This window comes from Nocardia brasiliensis NBRC 14402 (assembly GCF_000308475.2).
Classification (GTDB): Bacteria; Actinomycetota; Actinomycetes; order Mycobacteriales; family Mycobacteriaceae; genus Nocardia; species Nocardia brasiliensis.
Map to the genome: position 1 here is coordinate 376,863 of NZ_BAFT02000057.1, position 21,695 is coordinate 398,557.

Annotated in this window: 23 protein-coding genes; 14 read left to right on the forward strand and 9 right to left on the reverse strand. The window is 68.6% G+C overall.

The window, feature by feature from the left end:
- Window positions 1–2: 2 nt before the first annotated feature.
- Together TY25_RS41755 and TY25_RS18845 are read right to left on the reverse strand one after the other, a co-directional pair.
- Complete coding sequence (locus TY25_RS41755) at window positions 3–731, reverse strand: C40 family peptidase (RefSeq protein ID WP_081868955.1); 729 nt, start codon at window positions 729–731, stop codon at window positions 3–5.
- Window positions 732–959: 228 nt separating this feature from the next.
- A complete protein-coding gene (locus TY25_RS18845) occupies window positions 960–1,892 on the reverse strand; it encodes a LysR family transcriptional regulator (protein WP_042257932.1) in 933 nt (310 codons plus the stop codon).
- 85 nt (window positions 1,893–1,977) lie between these two features.
- Here TY25_RS18845 and TY25_RS18850 point away from each other — a divergent pair, with 85 nt between their 5' ends.
- Complete coding sequence (locus TY25_RS18850) at window positions 1,978–3,312, forward strand: aspartate aminotransferase family protein (RefSeq protein WP_042257934.1); 1,335 nt, start codon at window positions 1,978–1,980, stop codon at window positions 3,310–3,312.
- A 9-nt stretch (window positions 3,313–3,321) separates the two neighbouring features.
- On the opposite strand, the gene TY25_RS18855 is transcribed toward TY25_RS18850, so the two are convergent.
- Together TY25_RS18855 and TY25_RS18860 are read right to left on the reverse strand one after the other, a co-directional pair.
- On the reverse strand, window positions 3,322–3,855 hold the full coding sequence (locus tag TY25_RS18855) for a hypothetical protein (protein ID WP_042257935.1): 534 nt from the start codon (window positions 3,853–3,855) through the stop codon (window positions 3,322–3,324).
- Between the two features lie 83 nt (window positions 3,856–3,938).
- A complete protein-coding gene (locus TY25_RS18860) occupies window positions 3,939–4,316 on the reverse strand; it encodes a hypothetical protein (RefSeq protein WP_042257937.1) in 378 nt (125 codons plus the stop codon).
- A 274-nt stretch (window positions 4,317–4,590) separates the two neighbouring features.
- Here TY25_RS18860 and TY25_RS44125 point away from each other — a divergent pair, with 274 nt between their 5' ends.
- The 4 genes from TY25_RS44125 (at window position 4,591) to TY25_RS18875 (ending at window position 8,253) form a co-directional block, all read left to right on the forward strand.
- Window positions 4,591–5,307: a serine hydrolase domain-containing protein gene (locus TY25_RS44125; protein ID WP_226887171.1), complete on the forward strand. Its 717-nt coding sequence runs from the start codon at window positions 4,591–4,593 to the stop codon at window positions 5,305–5,307.
- A gap of 2 nt (window positions 5,308–5,309) precedes the next feature.
- Window positions 5,310–5,900, forward strand: coding sequence for a hypothetical protein (locus TY25_RS44130; protein WP_226887172.1), 591 nt, complete (start codon window positions 5,310–5,312; stop codon window positions 5,898–5,900).
- Window positions 5,901–5,974: 74 nt separating this feature from the next.
- Window positions 5,975–6,616 (forward strand): TetR/AcrR family transcriptional regulator, encoded by a 642-nt coding sequence (locus TY25_RS18870; protein ID WP_052383058.1) that lies wholly within the window; start codon window positions 5,975–5,977, stop codon window positions 6,614–6,616.
- Window positions 6,617–6,651: 35 nt separating this feature from the next.
- A complete protein-coding gene (locus TY25_RS18875) occupies window positions 6,652–8,253 on the forward strand; it encodes an MDR family MFS transporter (protein ID WP_236639127.1) in 1,602 nt (533 codons plus the stop codon).
- A 63-nt stretch (window positions 8,254–8,316) separates the two neighbouring features.
- On the opposite strand, the gene TY25_RS18880 is transcribed toward TY25_RS18875, so the two are convergent.
- The gene (locus tag TY25_RS18880) at window positions 8,317–9,231 is read right to left on the reverse strand and encodes an esterase/lipase family protein (RefSeq protein ID WP_042258069.1); all 915 of its coding nucleotides are present in this window, start codon (window positions 9,229–9,231) and stop codon (window positions 8,317–8,319) included.
- A 56-nt stretch (window positions 9,232–9,287) separates the two neighbouring features.
- Window positions 9,288–10,610: a family 1 glycosylhydrolase gene (locus TY25_RS18885; protein WP_042257941.1), complete on the reverse strand. Its 1,323-nt coding sequence runs from the start codon at window positions 10,608–10,610 to the stop codon at window positions 9,288–9,290.
- 130 nt (window positions 10,611–10,740) lie between these two features.
- On the opposite strand from TY25_RS18885, the gene TY25_RS18890 reads away from it, so the two are divergent.
- A complete protein-coding gene (locus TY25_RS18890; protein WP_052383059.1) occupies window positions 10,741–11,316 on the forward strand; it encodes a TetR/AcrR family transcriptional regulator in 576 nt (191 codons plus the stop codon).
- A 50-nt stretch (window positions 11,317–11,366) separates the two neighbouring features.
- Window positions 11,367–13,022 carry a DUF885 family protein gene (locus tag TY25_RS18895; protein WP_042257943.1) on the forward strand — a complete coding sequence of 552 codons (1,656 nt, stop codon included), beginning with the start codon at window positions 11,367–11,369 and terminating at the stop codon, window positions 13,020–13,022.
- A 53-nt stretch (window positions 13,023–13,075) separates the two neighbouring features.
- On the opposite strand, the gene TY25_RS18900 is transcribed toward TY25_RS18895, so the two are convergent.
- Entirely contained in the window at window positions 13,076–14,080 is a 1,005-nt protein-coding gene (locus TY25_RS18900) for a YeiH family protein (RefSeq protein WP_042257945.1), read from the reverse strand.
- Window positions 14,081–14,225: 145 nt separating this feature from the next.
- Here TY25_RS18900 and TY25_RS18905 point away from each other — a divergent pair, with 145 nt between their 5' ends.
- Both TY25_RS18905 and TY25_RS18910 read left to right on the forward strand, forming a co-directional pair.
- A complete protein-coding gene (locus TY25_RS18905) occupies window positions 14,226–15,155 on the forward strand; it encodes a LysR substrate-binding domain-containing protein (RefSeq protein WP_042257947.1) in 930 nt (309 codons plus the stop codon).
- A gap of 70 nt (window positions 15,156–15,225) precedes the next feature.
- Complete coding sequence (locus TY25_RS18910; protein WP_029903964.1) at window positions 15,226–15,702, forward strand: Dps family protein; 477 nt, start codon at window positions 15,226–15,228, stop codon at window positions 15,700–15,702.
- Window positions 15,703–15,712: 10 nt separating this feature from the next.
- On the opposite strand, the gene TY25_RS18915 is transcribed toward TY25_RS18910, so the two are convergent.
- Complete coding sequence (locus TY25_RS18915) at window positions 15,713–16,516, reverse strand: SDR family oxidoreductase (protein ID WP_042258072.1); 804 nt, start codon at window positions 16,514–16,516, stop codon at window positions 15,713–15,715.
- A gap of 245 nt (window positions 16,517–16,761) precedes the next feature.
- On the opposite strand from TY25_RS18915, the gene TY25_RS44135 reads away from it, so the two are divergent.
- Window positions 16,762–17,079: a three-helix bundle dimerization domain-containing protein gene (locus tag TY25_RS44135; protein WP_226887173.1), complete on the forward strand. Its 318-nt coding sequence runs from the start codon at window positions 16,762–16,764 to the stop codon at window positions 17,077–17,079.
- 18 nt (window positions 17,080–17,097) lie between these two features.
- Window positions 17,098–18,189 carry a hypothetical protein gene (locus TY25_RS18925; protein WP_042257950.1) on the forward strand — a complete coding sequence of 364 codons (1,092 nt, stop codon included), beginning with the start codon at window positions 17,098–17,100 and terminating at the stop codon, window positions 18,187–18,189.
- Here the strand turns inward: TY25_RS18925 and TY25_RS18930 are convergent.
- Window positions 18,180–18,896, reverse strand: coding sequence for a TetR/AcrR family transcriptional regulator C-terminal domain-containing protein (locus TY25_RS18930; protein WP_042257952.1), 717 nt, complete (start codon window positions 18,894–18,896; stop codon window positions 18,180–18,182). The two genes, TY25_RS18925 and TY25_RS18930, sit on opposite strands and share 10 nt — an antisense overlap.
- A gap of 50 nt (window positions 18,897–18,946) precedes the next feature.
- Here TY25_RS18930 and TY25_RS18935 point away from each other — a divergent pair, with 50 nt between their 5' ends.
- The 3 genes from TY25_RS18935 to TY25_RS18945 form a co-directional block, all read left to right on the forward strand.
- Entirely contained in the window at window positions 18,947–20,536 is a 1,590-nt protein-coding gene (locus TY25_RS18935) for an FAD-dependent monooxygenase (protein ID WP_042258074.1), read from the forward strand.
- Window positions 20,537–20,639: 103 nt separating this feature from the next.
- Window positions 20,640–21,077 carry a hypothetical protein gene (locus TY25_RS18940; protein WP_146154138.1) on the forward strand — a complete coding sequence of 146 codons (438 nt, stop codon included), beginning with the start codon at window positions 20,640–20,642 and terminating at the stop codon, window positions 21,075–21,077.
- A 28-nt stretch (window positions 21,078–21,105) separates the two neighbouring features.
- The coding region (locus TY25_RS18945) for an alpha/beta fold hydrolase (RefSeq protein WP_236639128.1) at window positions 21,106–21,695 on the forward strand (590 nt) is incomplete at its 3' end.

The following is a 21,695-nucleotide window of genomic DNA, read 5'->3' on the forward strand; positions in this document are numbered from 1 at the left end:
CGCTAGTCGCGGAAGCGGCAAGCACCGGCGAACGGCATGGTGTCCATCGAGGATTCGGTGACACCGGTGCCGTAGGTCGAGGCGTGGATGACCTTGCCGTCACCGGCGTACAGCGCGGAGTGGCCGCCGCCGTAGAACGACACCAGATCGCCGGGCTGCAATTCGTCCCGCGAGACCGGGGTTCCGGCGGCGAGCTGGTCGTAGCTGGTGCGTGGCACGTCGACACCGGCTTGCTCGTAGGACCACTGGACCAGGCCCGAGCAGTCGAACGAGTCGGGTCCCGCGGACGCGCCGTAGTCTGCGCCGAGCTTGGTGCGGGCGGCCTCCACCGCGACCTCGCCGGGCGACTTCAGCGGAGTCTCGTGCAACAGCGGCTGATTCGGCATGGTGATGCCGGGAACGCCTGCTAGGCTGGGGTATTCGAATCCGGGGATCTCCGGCAGCGTGAATTCGATGCCGAACGCGGAGAACTCGGTCGGCGCGGGAGCTGCGATCGGCGCGCTCTGCGGCTGCGGTGCCGGGTCTCCGGGAAGGCCTGCGGGAAGGGGTAATTCGTCCGGCACCTGCACGGTGCCGATGCCCGGCACGGTGATCGGTTGTGCCGTTGCCGTTCCGGAGGTGACCAGCAGTGCGGCGAGTGCGCCTGCGAGGGTCACGCCTGCGGCCAGTGCCCACCAGAGCACTCGGCGCAGGAAGCGGGTAGTTCGGACGTCGTCGGTCTGCGATGCCATGATCAAGTCCTCCGATGGTCGTCTCGAAGGCTCTGGCGGGTCGCGCGACGCCGCATCTGATGGCGAAACCGGACTGCACCAAAGTCTTCGAATACATTCGAGAACATCACGGTGATCTGTGTCCAAGCGGATCCGATTTACCATCATTGGACATAAATCGACGAATGTGCATAAGGACACACATTAAAATAATAACGAAACGATAACTAAATATTCGAGAGTTGAAAATCAGCTATTTTGCGCGGTGTTTTCTCGTTCGGTGGATGCGTCGCTGACCGGCAGTTCTCCGGCGCTGCGCAGGGCCGCGAGCACGGTGTGCACCGCGGATCGGGGTGGCGCGCCGCGCCGGATGACCGCCGTGATCGTCCGGGTCACCGGGCTGCTCAACTCCCGGGTGGTGACGCGGTAACGCGGGTCGACGGCGAGGCCGGGCAGCAGGGCGATCGACAGTCCGGCTTCGACATGCTGCAGCGTCATCAGATAGTTGCTGAAGCGGCACACGACGCGGGGTTCGAAGCCGGATTCGCGGCAGAGCCGAGTTGCCAGGTTCGCCATATACGACTTCGGCATATCGAAGGCCCACGGTTCGTCGGCATAGGCCGCGAGATCGGCGGGCCCGCGCGCGGACCGGCCCGGCGGGAGCACGAGCACGATCGGATCGGTCGCCAGGGGCACGATGTCGATGTCCGGGCCGAGTGGCTGCTCAACGAAATCCGTTGTGGTGATGATGATATCGGCGTCGCCGACGCGCAGCGCGCGCATGCTCTCGTGCGGTTCCAGCTCGTGCAGTTCCACCTCGAGGTGCGGATGGGAGACCGCGAGCCGGCGCACCGCGGGCACGCAGCGGGAATGGATCGCGCTTTGGAAGGCGCCGAGCCGGATCAAGCCGACCGGCTCGTCGCCGAGGCCATGCAGTTCGGCTTCGACGGTGCCCATGTGGTCGAGCAGCGCGCGGGCACGGCGCGCGAGCAGCAGTCCCGCCGGGGTGAGCCGGACCCGGCGGCCGGTGCGTTCCAGCAGCCGGGTCCGGGTCTCGGCCTCGAGCACCGCGAGTTGCTGGGAAACGCTGGACGGGCTCAGATTCGCCGCCTGCGCCACCGCGCGCACGGTGCCGAGAGTGTCCAGCTGGCTGAGCAGGCGCAGTCGCCACGGGTTGAGCATGGGTCCATTGTTGTTCGGCGCTGCCGTACAGCACAGCCGGAATTGTGAGATGGACGTGTCGCTCGGGCGGCCTTACCGTCGGTGCATGGCTTCCTCCACCGCCGCGCCACTGTCCGCGACCGAATTCTGGCGCGATGCCGACCGTCATCTCGTGCGCTACGCGGGTGCGAGCCCCTTCAGCCCGGAGATCATCACGCGGGCCGCCGGCAGCTTCCTGTACACCGAAAGCGGCAGGGAGATCCTGGATTTCACGTCCGGTCAGATGAGCGCGATTCTCGGGCACGCACATCCGGAGATCGTCGAGACGGTCCGGCGGCAGGTGGGCGAGCTGGATCACCTGTTCAGCGGCATGCTGAGTCGCCCGGTCGTCGACCTGGCCCGCAGGCTGGCGGGCACGCTGCCCGAGCCGCTGACCAAAGCGTTGCTGCTGACCACGGGCGCCGAATCGAACGAGGCCGCGATCCGGATGGCCAAGCTGGTCACCGGGAAGCACGAGATCGTCTCGTTCGCCCGCTCGTGGCACGGCATGACCCAGGCCGCGGCGGGCGCGACCTACAGCGCGGGACGCAAAGGCTACGGCCCGGCCGCACCCGGCAATTTCGCCATCCCCGCCCCGCATGCCTACCGGCCCGATTTCACCACGGCCGAGGGTGAACTCGACTGGCGCAGACAGCTCGACTTCGCCTTCGACCTGATCGACGCGCAGTCGGTGGGCAGCCTGGCCGCCTGTCTGGTCGAGCCGATTCTCAGCTCCGGCGGCGTGATCGAACCGCCGCTCGGCTACTTCGCCCGGCTGCGTGACCTGTGCCGGGAGCGCGGCATGCTGCTGATCCTCGACGAAGCGCAGACCGGGTTGTGCCGCACCGGCAACTGGTACGCGTTCGAACGCGACGGTGTGGTGCCCGACATCATCACCCTGTCCAAGACACTCGGCGCGGGCCTGCCGCTGGCCGCGGTGCTCACCAGCGCCGATATCGAGCAGGCCGCGCACGAGCGCGGGTTCCTGTTCTTCACCACGCATGTTTCCGATCCGCTGGTGGCCGCGGTGGGCAATACCGTGCTCGACGTGCTCATCCGGGATCGGCTCGACGAGCGCGCCGCCGAACTCGGCGGGTTCCTGCGCCGCGGCCTGGAGCGAATCGCCGAGCGGCACAGCGTCGTCGGGGATATCCGCGGGCGCGGGCTGCTCGCCGGGCTCGAACTCGTCGTCGATCGCGAAACCAAAAGGGGCTCGGACGAACTCGGTGCGCTCGTCACGCGCCGCTGCCTGGAACTCGGCCTGCACATGAACATCGTGCAGTTGCCCGGAATGGGCGGCGTTTTCCGGATCGCTCCGCCGCTGACCGCCTCGGAGGCGGAACTGACCCTTGGTCTGTCCATCCTCGATGAGGCGATCGGCGACGCGGCCGCCCGTCTCTAGCGGGTCCGCTCAGGTCAGGTTGCCGTCGATGCAGAGGCTCACCGATCGCGAGGACGGGCCGGGACGCGGGGTGACCGGGTCGAATTTCCATTGCGAGATCGGGCCGGCGGCCTTCCACTGCAGCGATCCGTCGCGGGCGGCGACGACCTGGTAGATATCCTCGTTGCCCTCGATGAGCTGGCTGCCGACGCAGTAGTCGTTGTACTCGGTGCCCGGCTGCCGCGCGCCCGGGCTGAACAGGCCCGCGGGCCTGGTGTACGCGCCCGGGTTGGGGACCGTGCTCGGCCGGTTGTCGGCGGGGCCGCGGGACCAGGACGCCGCGCCGCGGTCGGTCTCGCAGCGGAAGCTCTGGCCTCCGGCCACCACGGTCGCGCCCTGCGGATGGCTGGTGCCCGCCCACAGGCAGTGCACCCCCGCGCCCGCGGTGCCGGCCGCGGCGTTGCCCGCGCCGACGACCAGCCCGCCCGCGACGGCGGCCGCCGCGAGCAGTGCGATCGAGGTGTGTCCGAGGACAGCGGCTCTCGTTGTCGTCGTGGTGTTCATCGATGTCTCCCTCTGTCTTCGACCGGTCGCGAGGTCACTGGATTGCGGTCGATAAGGCAAGCGCGACAGCATTTTCCGGTCGCTCAGCACCAGCTGGCCGTGGGTTTGCACACCACCCAGCCCTCGCCGTCCGGTCGCGGCACGGAGGACCAGGTCGTGGTGGTGCCGCCCCCGCCGCCGCTACCGGGTGCGGTCTCGGGCCGCTGCTTGTCCCAGTACTCACGTTGCGCCCGCTGGTGTTCGTTCTGACGCAACGGGTTGGTGTCGGTGTGGTGGAAGCCCTGGGGGTCGGTGTGGTGTGCGCCGGAGGTGTCACGGCCCGGCGCGTTGTCGACGGCCGCGGTGGCGATACCGGATGTGAGCACCGTTGCGGTGCCGAAGAATCCGACGATCAGGGTGAGCGCGGTGGCACGTCGGAAGGGCTGCCGGTTACTGGTCGACCGCTGGGGGAGTCGCTGCATGGCGTCGTTGCCTCTCTGCTGATCTACTGAGTTAAACAGTAGGTAAAGAAGCTGAGAACAAGCTTATGACCAGCATGATTGTCCCTGTGTGGAGAAACACCATGATCAGATACGCAATTCAGCAGTAGATTGGGTGGACTCGGCTGTGCTCGCCCCGACAAGTCGGGGCAGCCCGAACGGAAACGACGCCCGGCGCCTGCCCGATGTGCCCACCAGAACCTGTCGGAGGGTGGGGAGTGCGATGCTTTGTTCGCTGCGGAGTGCGCTGCTGGTGGTGAGTGTCGTTGCCGCCGTGCTCACCGGTGCCGAAATCGGTTGTGGCGCAGCGTACGCCGCACCCGATGCGCTGAAGCACTGTGCGGTCGCGGACGGCAGGAAGCCGGCCACCGCGACGCCGGAGGAGGTCGGGCTCGACGCGGACGCGCTTCGGCGAGCGGTCGCCTTCGCCGCGGACCCGACACGGCGCAATGTTCAGGTATTCCGCAACAACTGCCTGATCGCCGCGGGGCCGAACAACGAGCAGACCGGTGGTGTGGCGTGGAACCTGTGGAGCAGTACGAAGAGCGTGGTGTCGCTGGTCGCGGGAATCGCCGTGGACCAGGGGCGCATCCGGCTCGACGACCCGATCGGCCGCTATCTGCCGCCCGGGCTCGGTGACGACGCGCACCGGGCGATCACCGTCCGGAGCCTGCTCACCGAGACCTCGGGCTTGCGCGTCGCGGTGGCCTCCGAGGGCATCACCGGCCTGGCACAACTCGATCCGAACGCGGTGGCGCAGGCCATGGCGATGCCGATCGAGAGTCCGCAGGGCACGGTGTGGCGCTACAGTCAGCGCGCCGTCGATCTGCTCGTCGCTGTGGTGCAGCAGGCGGCCGGCCTCGACTTCCAGGACTACGCGCAACGAAACCTGTTCGATCCGTTGGGCATTCGTCGCACCGACTATCACTGGGCCGCGACCGCAGTGGCAACACCTACGGGTACGCGCATCTGATCATGCCGCCGGACGATTTCGTCAAGCTCGGCCTGCTGGTGCTGAATCACGGTGCCTGGCAAGGCGATCAGGTGATCTCCGCCGACTACCTCGAACAGGCGTCGCGGCCGACGCCGGCCAATCAATGCTATGGATTTCTCTTTGTCGTCAACGGGCCCGGCTGCACCGCGGAACTGCCCGGCTTGCCGCCGGACGCGGTGAAGATGTCGGGGATGATGCGCCAGGACAACTTCATCGTCCCGAGCCTCGGGTTGCTGGTCACCTGGACCGGTGTGACCGTCCCCGGTAGTGCGGTGAGCTTTCCGCACGACGTGCTCCGCGGCATCATCGCGGCCTTCCGGACGCCGGCGCTGCCCGACCCGGGACCCTATGTGCCACAACCGGATATCAGTCTCGCCGATCCGATGATCTCGAATCCGGACGCGACTCTCGGCGCGCTCGGTATCGGGCCGTACGCGTACCCGGGCTGTGGCCCGCTCGAATGTCTCGGCGCACCGCTCGCGCCGCCCTTCGGGGACTGGCCGCCCGGCTGTTTCGTCCTCGGTTGCGTCGGGCCGCACCCGGCCACGCCCGGTATCCGCCAGGCCGGGTGAGCGAGGTCCGGGTGAGCGAGGTCACGCAATATTGCACTATCTGAAATTTTGCAGTTTGTGCTAAATTTTCGGCCATGTCGTCCCCCGCGAGCACCGAACCGCCGCTCGGCCTGCGCGAACAGAAGAAGCGCAAGACCAGGCTCGATCTCTGCATGGCCGCACGGCGCCTGGCCGTCGAGCACGGGGTGGACGCGACCACCGTCGAAGACATCGCGAAAGCCGTCGGGGTCTCGCCGCGCACGTTCTTCAACTACTACGACACGAAGCTCGACGCGATCGTCGGGCCCGTCGAGGAGATCGGCACGCCCGCGGCCCGGGCCGAGTTCGTCGCCGGTGGGCCGACCGGTGTGCTGATGGCGGACCTGACCTGGCTGTTCTCCTCCGCGATCGAGCCGGAAGAGGAAGTGCGCGAAGCCATCTCGCTGGTCATCGCGATCATCAAGGCCGAGCCGCGGGTGGTCGCGTCCTTCATGGCCGCGGGTGTGCAGCAGGAGGCGATGGTCCGCGACCTGCTCACCGCCCGGTCGGGCGAGCCGGTGGCGCCCGAATTCGCCGCGCTCGCAGCGGGAGTCATGACCACCATCACCACCCGGGCGGTGTTGTCCGCCGCCGCCGATACGTCCCGGTCGTTCAAAGCGGCCGTGGCAGACCACTGTGCGATGGCCGCCCGGCTGTTCGACCAGCCTGATGACAGAACAAGGAGACGCGACCGATGACCTCGACGGCCGATTCGCCGCCAACCCCGATTGTTTTGACCCAGAAGAGAATCTGGCTCATCTTCTCCGCGCTCATCGCGGGCATGTTCCTGGCCAGCCTCGATCAGATGATCGTCGGCACCGCCATGCCGACCATCGTCGGCGAGCTCGGCGGTGTCTCGCACATGGCCTGGACCGCGACCTCGTACCTGCTCGCCACCACCATCGTGATGCCGATCTACGGAAAATTCGGCGACATGTTCGGCAGGCGCTGGCTGTTCCTGTTTGCGGTGACCGCCTTCACTGCCGCGTCGGTCGGCGCCGCGGCTTCGACAAGTTTCTGGGAATTCATCGTCTTCCGCGGCCTGCAAGGTGTCGGCGGTGGCGGTTTGATGATTCTGGCGCAAGCCATCATCGCCGACGTGGTGCCCGCCAAGGACCGCGGCAAGTACATGGCGCCGATGGGTGCCGTCTTCGGTATCACCTCGGTGGCCGGCCCGCTGCTCGGCGGCTTCTTCGCCGACACCCTCGGCTGGCGCTGGTGCTTCTGGATCAACGTGCCGATCGGCATCGCGGCCCTGGTCATCGCCTTCCGCTACCTGAGCGTGCCCAGCCACCGGCCCAAGACCAAGCCGGACTACCTCGGTGTGCTGCTGATGTCGGCCGCGACCACGCTGCTGATCCTGATCACCGACTGGGGCGGCAAGCAGTACGCGTGGGGCTCGGCGACGATCGTGTCGATGATCGCCGCGCTGGTGATCGTGGTGGCCGCGTTCGTCATGGTGGAGGCCCGGGCCGAGGAACCCATGCTGCCGTTGTGGCTGTTCCGCAACCGCACCTTCGTGCTGACCTCCGCGATCGGCCTGCTGGTCGGTCTGGTCATGTTCGCGGCGATCGGGTTCATCCCGACGTATCTGCAAATGGCCACCGGCGCTTCGGCTTCGGTCTCGGGCCTGCTGCTGATCCCGATGATGGCGGGCATGATGATCACCCTGATGGGGTCGATGACCGCGATCACCAAGACCGGCAAGTACCGGGTGTACCCGCCGCTCGGCGCGCTGACCATGCTGCTCGGCATGCTGTGGCTGACCAGGCTGGACGCGAACACCGAGATGTGGCTCGTCTCGGCCATGCTGTTCGTGATCGGCGCCGGGCTCGGCCTGATCATGCAGATCATCGTGCTCGTCGTGCAGAACGCGGTGTCGCCGGACCAGATCGGGACCGCGACCAGCGCCAACAACTACTTCCGCGAGATGGGTGGCGCGATCGGCGTCGCGATCTTCGGCTCGATCTTCACCAGCCGATTGACCGAGGGTCTCACCGACGCGTTCATGTCGCACGGGCCCGAGGTGCTGGCGGCGAAACTCGACCCGAGCGGGCTGGTGCCGTCGGTGGTCAAGAACCTGCCCGCGGACCTGCACGACGCGATCGTGGGCGCCTACGTGAACGCCTTGGTACCGGGCTTCTGGTACCTCATCCCGGGCGCGATCGTCATTTTCGTGCTGGCCCTGTTCATTCCGCAGCTGAAGCTGTCCGACGAGGCGGGCATGGTCGCCCGCGGCGAGGCGGTGCTGGAAGAGACAGAGCCGGGTGCGACAACGGCCGTGGCCGCGTCGGATGAGGATCCGGACGCACGGCTGGTCCGCGAACGCGCTTAGCGCGCGCCGAAACGCGACGGGCGGTAAGGCGACAGCCTTACCGCCCGTCCTTGTCGCACCGGGCTATTCGCACGCGACACCGGTGTAGCCGGGATCGAGTGCGCGTTCGACGAGATAGCCGACGGTCGGCGACTGCGGCAGCGTGCCGTGGTCGAAAACGTCGGTGGGGCAGAAGTCCTGGACCCAGACATTGTCGACCGTCGCACCCGGACCCGCCTGCAAGAAGGTGGCTTCCGGTGGGGTGGAGGCATCGTCGCGGGTGCTGGCAATCACCGTGTAATCGATGCCCGGCTCGGTGTCGCCGTCCGCATTGAGGGTGCGCAGGAAGTCGCTGCCGACGAGTTGTTGTGCCGCGGCGATTCCGGCGACCGGTGCCAGCACCGTGGGGAAGGCCGCCGCGACGCCCGGCGGGAGCTGGGTCGCGACGCCGCGCATCGTCGAACCGTGATTGGTGCCCGCGAGCGAGACCAGGTGCGCGACCTTGTCGGCGCCGCCACCGAAGCGCACATATTGGCGAGAAACGAGTGCGCCCTGCGAATGACCGACGAGGTCGACCCGCGCCGCGCCGGTGGCGGCGCGGACCCGGTCGACGAAGGTGGCGAGTTCACCGGCCGAGGCGGGAATGTCGCCGGTGGCGTACATTCCCGGCAGCGCCCCGAGCACACTCGACGTATCGCGGCCGTAATTGAGCGAAAAGACGCAGTAGCCTGCGGCTTTCAGCCGCGGCGCGAGCACGTCCCAGTCGTTCTGATTGCCCCAGGTGCCGTGCACCAGCACGACCGGCCGGGGATGGGCCCGGGTGGGCAGGCAGGACCAGTCGTCCGACCCTGCGGGCGGGATGCTGCCGTCCGGGTCCTTGCCGAGCACCGCGCTGCCCGAGCCGACCGGATCGGCGAGGGCCTGAGCCGATGGTGCGCCGGCCGCGCAGAGTCCGCACACGAGGCCTGCCAGCAGCACCCTGCGCCACGTCGCCTTCATCGAAATCTCCTCTGTGCGATAGGTTTCGCGGTTTCGTCGGCGAATCATGCGGTCGTTCAGCGCGGTACGGTGACCGGATCGGTGCAGCTGGCGGGCGGATCGACCAGCGAGCACGGCTGGGGAGCGCGGGTCGGCCGGTAGTCGGCCGGGACACCGCCCTCGCGGGTGATGCGGGTGTAGGCGGCGACGGCGTCGGTGGGCTTGCGGGTGAGGCTCGGATCGGTCAGCACGTCTACGGTGTAGAGGCCGAACCGCGGTGTGTAGCTGCCCCACTCGTAGTTGTCGGTGAGACTCCAGTAGTTGTAGCCCATGATGTTCATGCCGTCGGCCCGGGCCCGCTGGATCCAGTAGATCGTGTCGCGCAGATCGTCGCCGCGGGCATAGCCGTCGGGACGGGGCAGCCCGTTCTCGGTGGGCATGCCGTTTTCCACGATATAGAGCGGCTTGCCGGGGAAGGCGCGCGAATAGTGCTGCAGGGCATAGTAGATGCCCTCGGGTTGCAGCGGGTTCTGCCAGAGCCGGGTGAGGTTCTGCGCCATCGAGGTCACGGTGTCGGGCGAGCTGCCGTAGTAGTAATCGATCCCGATGTAGTCGAGCCGTGCGGCGACCTGATCGACGAACGGCTTGTTGATCGCGTCCTCGCCGCCGGGAATGTAGGCGACATTGCTGGTGACCAGCGCGCCCGGCTGCACCCGGTGAATGTGGTCGTAGATGGCGTTGTGCGCCTGTGCCAGCCGGTTCTGCATGCCCGGCACGTCGACGGCCGGGATCCCCCCGTGTCGTAATTCGTTGAGCCCGTAGAAGGTCGGCTCGTTGAAAGTCACCCAGAGCGGGTCGGCGGCGGCGTAGCGATCCACCACCGTACGTGCGTTGGCCAGCCAATCCTCGACCATGCCCGGGTTGTGCCAGCCGCCGCGATCCACCTCCCAGCCGGGGAACACCCAGTGATCGAGGGTGATCATCGGCCGCATCCCCGCCGCCTCGATCTTCGCGATCACGTTGTCGTAGAAGCGGAATCCCTCGGCCGACCACACACCTGGCTCCGGCTGCACCCTGGCCCATTCCACGCTGATCCGGAACACCCGGGTACCGAGATCGGCGGCCAGGTCGATGTCGGCGGCGTAGCGGTTGTAGAAGTCGACCGAATTCCCGTACGGGTCCTCCGTTTTGCCGGCCTCCACGTAACGGCGCCAATTGCTGTCCGGCGCATGGCCTTCGGATTGGTAGCCGGAGGCGGCGACGCCCCACAGGAAGTCCGGACCCAGCGGCGCGACCTGCGTGGGCGGCTCCGGCCGCGCGGCGGCGGTGGCGGGCAGTCCCTGGATGAGCGTGGCGGCGGCGACGGCGGCCAAGCCGAGGCTGCGCAGACGGAGTCGCATCGGGTGGTGTGCTCCCGTTCGTAGAGGTGACCGCCGCCCTTTTCGGTGGTCGCGGACGGTCCGTTACGAAAACCGTACAGCGCTCGGTTTTGGATGACAAGATTGCCCGGCGGCTGACTACACTGGCTCGGTGGCGAAACGGGGCCCCTACGGCAAAGGTATCGAACGGCGCGAGCAGATCCTCGACGCCGCGCTGCGCACCATCGCCGAGCGGGGCTACCTGGCCACCTCCGTCGCCGAATTGGCCGACGCGGTCGGGTTGAGCCAGGGTGGCCTGCTGCACTATTTCGGCTCGAAAGAGGAGTTGTTCGTTGCGGTGTTGCGCAAGCGCGACGAACTCGATCTGCTGGCGATGAGCGGCGCCGCGCCGGAGGCCTTCGTGGCGGTGATCCGGCGGAACACACAGGTGCCGGGTCTGATCGAGCTGTTCACCCACATGCAGGCCGCCGCCGCGGACCCGCGCCACCCGGCGCACGACTACATGCTCGAGCGGTACCGCTTCGGCACCGCGGGGTTCGCGGGGGCGCTGCGCGCGATGCAGCAGGCGGGCACCCTGTCCACCGAGATCGACACCGAGGCCGCGGCCACCATGTTCTTCGCGCTTGCCGACGGTTTGCAGGCGCGCTGGTTGATCGACCCGACGATCGATATGGTCGCTGAGCTCGAGTCGTGCTGGCGTCGCTATGTGGGGGATGCCGCGCGGTAGCGGAGTCCGCTTCGGCGCCACCTGTCGGAGCCGAATTGTATTGTGCGGATATGGGTCTAGCGAAGCTTGCCGAAGAGTTCTGGAACTGGCGGACCGCGACGGCGCCCGATTCGAGCGACGACCTGCCCCGGGTGGAACGTCCCGCGGGCTGGTTGCCCGACTGGTCCGCGGCGGCCGTCGCGGAACGCCGGACGGTGCTCGCCGAGTTCGCCCGCAGGCATGCCGCGCTCGACCTGTCCGACGAGCCGGTCGCGGTGCAGGTCGACGGCAGGCTGCTCGGTTCGGCACTGGCGAAGGTGCACTGGGAGCTGGATCTGATCCGCGGCTGGGAACGCAATCCCGGTTTCTATGTACAACAGAGTCTCGGCGCCGTCTATGCGGCCCTGCTGGCGCCGCCGCCGTTCGACGGCGCGCGGGCCGCCTCGATCAGCGCGTTGCTGCGGCACGTGCCGCTGGTGCTCGAACAGGCCAGAGCGAATCTCGCCGAGCATGCGAGCGCTCCCTTCGCCCGCAGCGCGGTGCGCCTGCTCGACGAGTCGGCCGGTTCGGTCGAAGCGGCGCTGACCGCGCTGATTCCGTTCCTGCCCGCCGAGTACGCCGCCGAACTGCCCGCCGCGACCCGCGTCGCCACCGATGCCGTTGCGGCCTATCGTGATTGGCTGGCGGAGCGGCTGCCCGAGCTGGGCGAGACCGAGCCGGTCGGGCCGGCGGCGCTGGCGTACTACCTGCACAATGTGGCGCTGCTGCCGTATTCGGCGCAGCAGCTGCGGGCGATGGGTCGCCAGGAATGGCACCGGGCGGTCGCGACCGAGACGGCGCTGCGCACCCGCTACCGGGATGCGCCGAGTCCGCCGCTGCCCGCCGACGCGCACGAGCACGTCGAACGGCAGCACAGGGATGAACTGGCGGTGCGCGAGTTCGCGGACGGACTTGGCCTGCTCGGTCAGCCGGAGTCGTTGCGGCACTATCGATTCGCCCCGTTGCCGCCGTATCTCGCACCGCTCACCTGGCTCGGTGTCACCGACGACCTGACCGGGCCGTCCCGCCGGGACGAGGACGCCCTGCGCTACATCCCCGACCCGGCACCGGATCTGCCTTACTTCGATCAGGCCGCGGCCTTCGACGCCCGCACCGCGATCGTGCACGAGGGGGCGCACGCGCAGCAGGTCGCGTTCGGCTGGCGGCACGACAATCCGGCTCGGCGCTGGTTCTACGACTCGGTGCCCAACGAGGGCATCGCGTTCTACTACGAAGAACTGATGCTGCAGTCCGGCCTGTTCGACGAGGCGCCGGCCAGCGCGATCTTCGTGGTGAATGCCATGCGGCTGCGGGCTTTACGGGTCGAAGTGGATATCGCCCTCGCGCTGGGCGAGCTGTCCATCGAGGAGACGGCCGACCGCCTCGCGATCGATGTGCCGGTGGACCGCGAGACCGCGTGGGACGAAGCCGTGTTCTTCGCCGGATTCCCGGGACAGGCGCTCAGCTACCAGATCGGCAAATTGCAGATCCAGGATCTGCTCAGCACTGCGGTGCGCGAGCTGGGCGATGAATTCGAGCTGAAGGCCTTCCACGACAGGCTGTGGCGTGAAGGGAACGTGCCGCTGGCCTTGCAGCGCTGGGAATACCTCGGCCTGCGCGATCATCTCGACGAGGCCGATCGACTGGCCGAAAGCGTTGCCGCCGTGGACGGTCGGCAGGCGGGCTAGGCGTTCGCCGGGAGGTCGGCGCCTTGCGCCGGAATGTCTGTCCACGAACGCACTCACCACCACCCGGTGGCGAGTTGCAGGGCGAGGCTGGAGACGCCGAGGATCACCGCGAGCAGCCCGCCGAACAGCAGTGGACGTGTTCCGGCGCTGCGCAGCTGCCGCCAGGTGAGCGAGGTGCCGATCGAGGCGAGGACCGCGGCGATCAGCCACGCGCTGAGGTGGGCGAGCGCCGGAGCCGCCACGCCGGGCAGCACGCCGAGTCCGGCGACCACGGAAGCGACGAGGAACAGCAGCACGAACAGTGGAAAAGAGTGCAGGACGGTGCTTTTGGCACTCGCGTCGGTATCGGTGCGGCGCTTGGTGAAATACAGCCCCAGGCACATCGGCACGATCATCAGGCTGCGGACGAGCTTCACGATCACCGCGAAGTGCGCGGCGGCGGGTCCGAACATCACCCCGGCCGCCAGCACCGACGAGGTGTCGTTGATCGCGGTGCCCGCCCACAGCCCGAACGCTTCCTGGGACAGGCCGAGCAAGCGGCCCAGCGGCGGATAGGCCAGCACGGCAACGACATTGAAGACGAAGATGGTGCCGAGCGCGTACGCCACCCGATCCCGGTGTGGTTTCAGCACCGCTGTCGCCGCCGCGATCGCCGAAGCGCCGCAGATCGTCGTGCCGACCGCCACCAGCGTCGCCGATTCCCGTTCCAGCGCAAGCATTCTCCCGATGACGGCGGCCGCCACGGCACCCACCACCAGGGTACCGATCAGGACCACTGCGGTGTCCCGCCCGACCGTCAGCACCGATCCCACCGGCAGCCCAAGGCCCAGTAGTACGATCGCGGCCCCGAGCAGCCGCTTCCTGGTCGCGATCAAGCCCGCTCCGAACCGGCCCGTATCCGAAACCGACTCCCGGCCGAGGGCGCTGACCACCGCGCCGATGACCAGCGCGAGCACGGGAGCGCCGATCACCGGCACCAGCCGGCCGAGCAGGGTGGCCACCGTCGCTATCCCCGCCGCCAGCAGCAAACCCGGCCCGAACCGTCTAAAGCGCGTCACCCCTACAACATTCGATCCGCCCGGGAATTCGCAGTACCCACCGATCCGGCACTACCTCATAACCGGAGCTGATAAGCGCGGCTGATGGGGGTGTGGGCGGTTGTGGGGATGTCGGAGTGGTCGTCGTCACACATAATCGATGGTTATGAGGCTACCGCCGGGGACACCAGAGTTGGACGTGCTGGATCTGCTGGTGTCCGTGGCGGAACTGGGCAGTCTGGGGGCCGCGGCGCGGCAGCACGGGATCAGTCAGCCCGCGGCGAGTATGCGGGTCAGCGCGTTGGAGCGGCGGTTGCGGTTGCGGCTGCTGGATCGCGGACCCACCGGGTCGGAGCTGACCGAGGCCGGGCGCTCGGTGGTGGCGCACGCCCGGCTGGTGCTGGAGGCCGCGCGGTCCTTCAACGCGGGGGTGGCGGCGCTGCATGCGGCGGAGGTGCCGCGTTTGCGGGTCGCCGCCTCGAAGACCATCGCGGATCATCGGATTCCGCAGTGGCTCAACGCGTTACGTGTCAGCTGCCCCGAGGTGGCGGTATCGCTGGAGGTGGACAACACCAGGCACGTCGAGGCGCTGGTTCGTGACGGGGTGGCCGATATCGGCTTCGTGGAGGGGCCGCATCCGCCGCCCGGTCTCGGCAGCCGGGTGCTCGGCGCGGACGAACTGGTGGTCGTCGTGGGGCAGTCGCACCCGTGGGCGCGCCGCCGGAAACCGGTGACGCTGCGCGAGCTGGCGACGACGCCGCTGCTGTGGCGCGAACAGGGCTCGGGCACCAGAGACACGGTGTGGGAGATCCTCGGCGCGGAGTGCCAGCCCGCCCGGCCCGCGGCGGAACTGGGGTCGGCGGTCGCGATCTGCGCCGCCGCGCGCTCGGCCGTCGCGCCCGCGGTGCTGAGCCGGTTGATCGCGGCCGGTGATCTGGCCAGCGGGGCCCTCGTCGAGGTGTGCGTGGCCGGGCCGGTGGTGCTGAGCAGGAAGTTCCGGGCGATCTGGCGCAAACAGACGCCACCGGCCGGCGCGGCCGGGATCCTCGCCGAGCACGCCGCGCGACTCGAGTCACATGGCGCGCGTCACTGGTGAACGGGGGATTCAGCGCCGCGGATCGGGGTAGGCAGTCGGTGACATGGCTCCGACAAGAAAGGCGTGAACGATGACTCAGCCCATCACCAGCACCCTCGACCCGGAACAGCAGAAGATCACGGGAGAGACGCTGCGCGCCACGGTGGTCGATCTGATCGATCTGTCCCTGATCGCGAAGCAGGCGCACTGGAACGTGGTCGGGCGAAACTTCCGGTCGGTGCACTTGGCGCTGGACGAATTGGTGACGGCGGCGCGCGACTTCACCGACGCCGCGGCCGAGCGGGCCACCGCGATCGGCGTCAGCCCGGACGGCCGGGCCGAGACCGTCGCCAAGGAGTCGGGCGCGGCGGGCTTCCCCGACGGCTGGCAGCAGGACACCGAGGTCATCAACCAGGTCGTGGCGAACCTCGCGGCGGTGATCACCCGGCTGCGCGAGCGGATCGAAACGACCGAGAAGGCCGACCCGGTGACCCAGGATCTGTTCATCGGCTTCGCCGCCCGGCTGGAGCAACTGCACTGGATGTGGCAGGCGCAGCTGGCGGACTGAGCGCGGCGGGTTACCGCGACAGGCCGTGCACGCGGGCGATCAGTCGCTCCAGCACCGTGCGCGGTAGCAGTCGCCGGACCCCGAACATGACGGGCGCGTTGCTGCCCACGGCGTAGAGCGGTTGCGGGCGATCGGCTTCGATCGCCCGCACAATGGTGTCCGCGACCTTGTCCGCGGTGATCCCTTTCCCTTGGGCCTCATCGAGTTTCGCGATGAAACGGGTGAAGTCGGCGGTATGCGGCGACCCCTCGTCGAGGTATTTGGTCCGTCGTTCACGCAGCCCGGTGTTGATCTGGCCCGGCTCGACGGTGGTGAGCCACACGCCGAACGGTGACTCCTCGAAGCGCGCCGCCACCGCGAAGCCCTTCAGCGCCGCTTTGGTCGCGCCGTAGGACGAGCGGTACGGCATCGGGAAGCTGGCGATCATCGAACCGACCATCACCACCCGGCCGTAGCGGCGCTCGCGCATACCGGGCAGCACGGCCTGGGTGAGTGCGACCGGCCCCAGCACGTTCAACCGGAACAGTCGCTCCACCGCGTCCGCCGGCAGCTCGGCCAGCGGCCCCGCCTGGCTCTCGCCCGCATTGTTGACCAGGACGTCGACCTCGCCGAGCCCCGCGACGAACGCCTCGATCGAGGCGTTGTCGGTGAGGTCGAGGGCGCGATACTCCACCCCCGGCACCTGCGCGTCGGGCTCGATCCCTTCGGGCTTGCGACTGGTCCCGATCACGCGATAGCCGCGCGTCACCAACGCCGCGGCGGTCGCCTTCCCGATTCCGGACGAAGCACCGGTGACAACTGCGGTCCGACCCATGAGCATCTCCTTGTTCCGCGACTGCTGCCGACGATAGCCGTTCGGCGCATGCTCGCGCGCGGGCCGACTCGGCAAACGCGAGTGCAACGGGGGATGGCGGCCCGGCGAGGTTGTCCTGAATTTCTGCGGGCGGGCCCGTTCGGCCGCCTTTTCCATGGCGCGGTTGCGGCTAGGGTTGGCCGGCGCGACAGACCGGGCGGGCCGTCGCGAGACGTGATCCGATGGACGGGCCGAGGAGATTTGTGGTGGTTGCCGACACTGTTCGGGAGGAACAGGCGATCCGTCAGATGACGGAGCGGTTGGTCGAAAACTTCGGTGGCACATACTCGGCCGAGCACATCGAAGCCGTGGTCGGGGCGGGACGGAGGCGGTTCGACGGACATCCGGTACGCCAGTTCGTGCCGATTCTGGTCGAGCGGTTCGCGCGCCGGCAGCTGGTGCCCGAGACGGGCGCGCCGACACCGGCCCCGTCGGCGGGAAAAGTGAAGATGCGCAAGGGAACTGCCGCGCACCGCGCCGTTTCGCCCGAGGTCGGGGAATCCGGCGACCTGCGTGAACCGTAATCGGCGAGTAAACGTTTCGTGCCCGCCGTGGTCGGCGCGGTGGTGGCCGCGCTGGTCGTGGTGACCGTCGTCGCCGTGGCATTGGCAGTGCGGCAGCCGAACTCGCCGTCGACGACCGCCACGCCGGCGGCCCCGCTCGCGGTGGTGCGCGGCGTGGTCGGATCGGAGAAGATGTCGTTCTTCCAGGACCCGAAGGTGATCGACGCGCTCGCACGCCACGGACTGAAGGCGGAGGTGGATTCGGCGGGGTCGCGCCAGATCGCCACGTCGGTGGATCTGGCGCAGTACGACTTCGCCTTTCCGTCCAGCGAGCAGGCCGCCGAGCGAATCCAGCGGCAGCGCAACGTGAACACGAAGTACATCCCGTTCGCCTCGCCGCTGGCCGTCGCGACGTTCACGCCGATCGCCGACCTGCTGGCGAAATCCGGTGTGGTGCATCAGGGTCCGGTACCGACCTTCGACATGGGTCCCTACCTGCGGATGGTCGGCAACAACACGCGGTGGGATCAGCTCGCCGCGAACGACGTCTACCCCACGAGCAAGAACGTGCTCATCTCCACGACCGATCCGCGCAGCTCCAACTCGGCCGCGATGTACCTCGCCATCGCGGGCTACGTCGCGAACAACAACACCATCGTGCAGGGCAGCACCGCCGAGGAGAACATCTTGCCCACGGTGGCAAGGCTTTTCGTCGGCCAGGGGTACACCCAGAGCAGTAGCGAGGGGCCGTTCGAGACCTATCTCGCGACCGGGATGGGGCCGACACCGCTGGTCTGGATGTACGAGGCGCAGTTCGTCGACGCCGCGGTGCGCGGGCTGCTGAAGCCCGAGATGACGATGCTGTACCCGACGCCGACCATCCTGTCCCGGCACACGCTGGTGCCCTTCGGCGAGCCGGGCGACCGGATCGGGCGCCTGCTGGCCACCGATCCCGACTTGCAGCGACTGGCCGCCGAACACGGCTTCCGTACCGGTGCCGGCGACCAGTTCGCCGCGGTAGCCGCGGAGCACAATGTGCGGGTCGCGCCGGACCTGGCCGATGTGATCACCACGCCCACCTTCGACACGTTGGAGCGGCTGCTCGACGGAGTCGGCAAGTCCTACAACTGATCCGGTCGGCGGGCGGCGATCCCGTCCAGCACGCACTCCAGCCCGAACGCGAAGCGCTGCGCCGCATCGGGATCGGCCGCCTCGCGCACCCGTCTGGCGAACTCGGGGTAGTCGCCGCTGTCGAGCACACCGCGAATATAGGGCGCGACCGACTGCTGCCACTGCGCCTCGGTGAGTCCCGTGCGGCGCTGGGCCTTTTCCTCCGCCAGCTGCTGGGCCACCGCACCGAAGACGTAGGCCTGGACGGTGTCGACGACGGCCGACGCGAGGGTGATGTCGCGGGTGAACGACCCGGCCGCCGTGAGTGCGATGTCGTGCAGGCGTAGCGAATTCGCGCCGAGTGCGGGCCTGCCGGTGAGTTCGGTGCCGAGCCACGGATGCCGGATCAGGGTCGCGCGGGTGTGCTCGGCCACGGCGCGCAGGTCGGTGCGCCAGTCGCCGGTGAGCGCGGGCATCGGCGCCGCGCCGTGCGCCGCGTCGATCATCAGGTCGAGCAGATCGTCGCGCCCCGCCACATAGCGGTACAGCGACGCGGTGCCGGAGGCGAGCGCGGTGGCGACCCGGCGCATGGACACCGCGTCGAGGCCCTCGCGATCGGCGATGTCGACGGCGGTGTGCACGATGCGGTCCACGCTCGGGGCGCGGCGGCTGGGGGCACGCTGCTCCTTGGTCCAGACCAGAGCGGGCGGCGGCGGGGGATTCATCATATGGCTACAGTGTAGCCATAATGAGAACGATGTAGCCAGAAGGAATGCGGATGCCTGACACTAGAGTTCCTGTGCTGATCGTGGGTGGTGGATCGGTCGGGCTGTTCGCGGCGTTGTTCCTGGCACAGCGTGGCATCGCCGCCCTCGTGGTCGAGCAGGCCGCGGAACTATCGATCCATCCCCGCGCCACCGGGCTCGGGCCGCGCACCATGGAGTTTTTGCGTCAGGCGGGGCTCGCCGATGCCGTCGACGCGCTCGCGGTGGACATGTCGGGCGGCAGCCTCGGCAAGCTCTCCGGTCCGACGCTTGCCGAGGTGCAACTGCCGGACGGCCCGGCTGCTCCGCCCACCTGGACCGGGTGGGGCCCCGGTCAGATCGGTCCGGCGATGATCCGCGGCATCTGCGCGCAGGATCGGCTGGACTCGGTGCTCGCCCCCGCCGCGATGGAATACGGCGCCGCCCTGCGGTATTCGACCCGGGTGGGGTCGGTTGAGCAGGACGAGTCCGGCGTCACCGCACAGCTGGACGACGGCACGACTGTCCGGGCCGAGTACTTGATCGCCGCCGACGGCGTCCGCAGCGGCATCCGCGACGCACTCGGTATCGGCACGACCGGCCCCGGGGCGCTGGGCAATCCGAAGATGAGCATGCTTTTCCGGGCCGATTTGGCGCCCTACACGCGCGGTCGGCACTTCACCACCTGCGACGTCACCGGTCCGGCGCCGGGCATGTTCGTCACGGTCGACGGCGCGAAAGACTGGATCTTCCATACCGATTACCGCCCGGAGGACGGTCAGTCGGCCGAAGATTTCACCGAGGAACACTGCCGGGCGCTGATCCGCACGGCCGTCGGCGACCCGGCGTTGGAACTCGAGCTACTGAGCCGGTTACCTTGGCGCGCACGGGGTCTACTCGCCGACGAGTTCCAGGTGGGCCGGATCTTCCTCGTCGGCGATGCGGCGCACGCGGTGCCGCCGCAGGGCGCGTTCGGGTTGAACACCGGCGCGGCCGACGCGCACAATCTCGCATGGAAGCTGGCCGCGGTGCTGCGCGGGCAAGCCGGACCCGGCCTGCTGGCGACCTACGCGACCGAGCGCCGATCGATCGCGTCCGACACCTTGACGCAGGCGCTGCTGCGGGTGGCTCACCCGCGATTGCACTGGGATACCAGCCCCACGGCCGGACCAGCGCGGACCGCCGTCGGCATGGCCGCCGCTCCGGTGGTGCAGCTCGGTTACCGCTACGCTTCGTCGGCCGTGATCGACCCCGATCCGCGTCTGCCGGACACCGAGGACGTGGCGCTGGTGCTGGACGGCACCCCGGGTTCGCGACTCCCGCATCTCTGGATCGGCGCACAACGCTCGACGCTGGACCTCGTCGGCGCGAATTTCGTGCTGCTCGCCGGCCCCGAGGGCGGGGTGTGGGCGCAGGCAGCCGAGCGCGCTGCGGAAGATTTGGGAATCCCGTTGCCGGCCACCGTGATCGAAGTGCCGGAGTGGCCGTCGCGGGCAGGCATCGACGCTACCGGCGCGGTCCTCGTCCGTCCCGACCAGATCATCGCCTGGCGCAGCAGGGAATTGGTGGTGCAACCGGCCGAGCGCCTCGCGGCGGTGCTGCGGCAGCTACTCGACCGGTGCTGAGCCGCGACGGTGCATCTGCTGAGATGCGAGTGAAAGGCCGGTGAGACGTCCGGCCCGAAGTATCGGTGACAGCATCCGCTGTCCACTCCCGGAGGAACCGTCCATGAACCGCCGCACACTCTGCCCTCTCGCATTGGCCGCACTCGTCCTGGCGGCGGGCGCGGGTTGCTCCGACGACAGCGGCAGCGCCGCGAGCCCCGGCACGGTCGCCGGAACCACCAGCGCCGCAGCGGCATCCGCGGGTGCGCTGCCCGGCGACTACTGCCAGGCGACAGTGGAGCTGTCGCGCAGCACCCGGGAGCTGAGCACAAAGGCGGAGCTCGAGCCGGAGGAATACGCCAGGGCCGCCGACCAATTCGACCAGCTGAAGGCGATCGCGCCCGCCGAAGCGGCCGGCGACCTCGGCACGATCGGTGCGAGCTACCGCGCCATCGCCAAGGGGGAGGCCACCATCGAATCGGTCGGGCCCGACCTCGCCCGGGCGAGCCTGCACCTGGCCGAGGTCAACCGGACCAAGTGCCTGCCGCCCGCACCGCGGTGACGATCGATACAGTCAGCGCAGGAGGTCGATGATGGACGCACCGAATTCCGATATCCGGCTGCACGTGCACCGCTGGGGCGACGGGCCGCCGGTGGTCCTGGTGCACGGCAGTATTCTCGGCGGCCGCGAAACCTGGCGCGCCCAGCGCCCGTTGACCAGCCGCTGGACACTGCTCGCCCCGGATCGCCCTGGCCATGGTGAAACACCTTATGCCAGGCAGGATTTCGAGCCGGAAGCGCGATTGCTCGCGGCCCAGCTGCTCGACCGGCCGGTTCATCTCGTCGGGCTGTCCTACGGCGGGATCGTCGCGATGTACGCCGCCGCGCAACGACCCGAGAATGTCCGGTCGCTGACCGTCGTCGAGCCCCCGCTCTACCGCGTCGCACGCGGGAATCCGGAGGTCGACGCGATGAGCGCGGCCACCCGCGAGCTGATCGAACGGGTCGACCGCGCGCCCGAGATCGCGTTGCGGCAGTTCTTCGAGGTCGTCGGTGTCCCCGCCATGCCGGGCGCGTCGATCCCGCCGGTCCTGGTGGCCGGAATGCGGCAGCTGCAGGGCGCGCGCCCGCCCGATGAAGCGGCGCCGCCGCTGGACGTCCTGCGCGACGCGGATTTCCC

What these genes read in the sequence shown, in the direction of transcription:
- TY25_RS41755 (WP_081868955.1), bottom strand. Translation starts at nt 731, where the DNA reads ATGGCATCGCAGACCGACGACGTCCGAACTACCCGCTTCCTGCGCCGA.
- TY25_RS18845 (WP_042257932.1), bottom strand. Translation starts at nt 1,892, where the DNA reads ATGCTCAACCCGTGGCGACTGCGCCTGCTCAGCCAGCTGGACACTCTC.
- TY25_RS18850 (WP_042257934.1), top strand. Translation starts at nt 1,978, where the DNA reads ATGGCTTCCTCCACCGCCGCGCCACTGTCCGCGACCGAATTCTGGCGC.
- TY25_RS18855 (WP_042257935.1), bottom strand. Translation starts at nt 3,855, where the DNA reads ATGAACACCACGACGACAACGAGAGCCGCTGTCCTCGGACACACCTCG.
- TY25_RS18860 (WP_042257937.1), bottom strand. Translation starts at nt 4,316, where the DNA reads ATGCAGCGACTCCCCCAGCGGTCGACCAGTAACCGGCAGCCCTTCCGA.
- TY25_RS44130 (WP_226887172.1), top strand. Translation starts at nt 5,310, where the DNA reads ATGCCGCCGGACGATTTCGTCAAGCTCGGCCTGCTGGTGCTGAATCAC.
- TY25_RS18870 (WP_052383058.1), top strand. Translation starts at nt 5,975, where the DNA reads ATGTCGTCCCCCGCGAGCACCGAACCGCCGCTCGGCCTGCGCGAACAG.
- TY25_RS18880 (WP_042258069.1), bottom strand. Translation starts at nt 9,231, where the DNA reads ATGAAGGCGACGTGGCGCAGGGTGCTGCTGGCAGGCCTCGTGTGCGGA.
- TY25_RS18885 (WP_042257941.1), bottom strand. Translation starts at nt 10,610, where the DNA reads ATGCGACTCCGTCTGCGCAGCCTCGGCTTGGCCGCCGTCGCCGCCGCC.
- TY25_RS18895 (WP_042257943.1), top strand. Translation starts at nt 11,367, where the DNA reads ATGGGTCTAGCGAAGCTTGCCGAAGAGTTCTGGAACTGGCGGACCGCG.
- TY25_RS18905 (WP_042257947.1), top strand. Translation starts at nt 14,226, where the DNA reads ATGAGGCTACCGCCGGGGACACCAGAGTTGGACGTGCTGGATCTGCTG.
- TY25_RS18910 (WP_029903964.1), top strand. Translation starts at nt 15,226, where the DNA reads ATGACTCAGCCCATCACCAGCACCCTCGACCCGGAACAGCAGAAGATC.
- TY25_RS18915 (WP_042258072.1), bottom strand. Translation starts at nt 16,516, where the DNA reads ATGGGTCGGACCGCAGTTGTCACCGGTGCTTCGTCCGGAATCGGGAAG.
- TY25_RS18930 (WP_042257952.1), bottom strand. Translation starts at nt 18,896, where the DNA reads ATGATGAATCCCCCGCCGCCGCCCGCTCTGGTCTGGACCAAGGAGCAG.
- TY25_RS18935 (WP_042258074.1), top strand. Translation starts at nt 18,947, where the DNA reads ATGCCTGACACTAGAGTTCCTGTGCTGATCGTGGGTGGTGGATCGGTC.
- TY25_RS18940 (WP_146154138.1), top strand. Translation starts at nt 20,640, where the DNA reads ATGAACCGCCGCACACTCTGCCCTCTCGCATTGGCCGCACTCGTCCTG.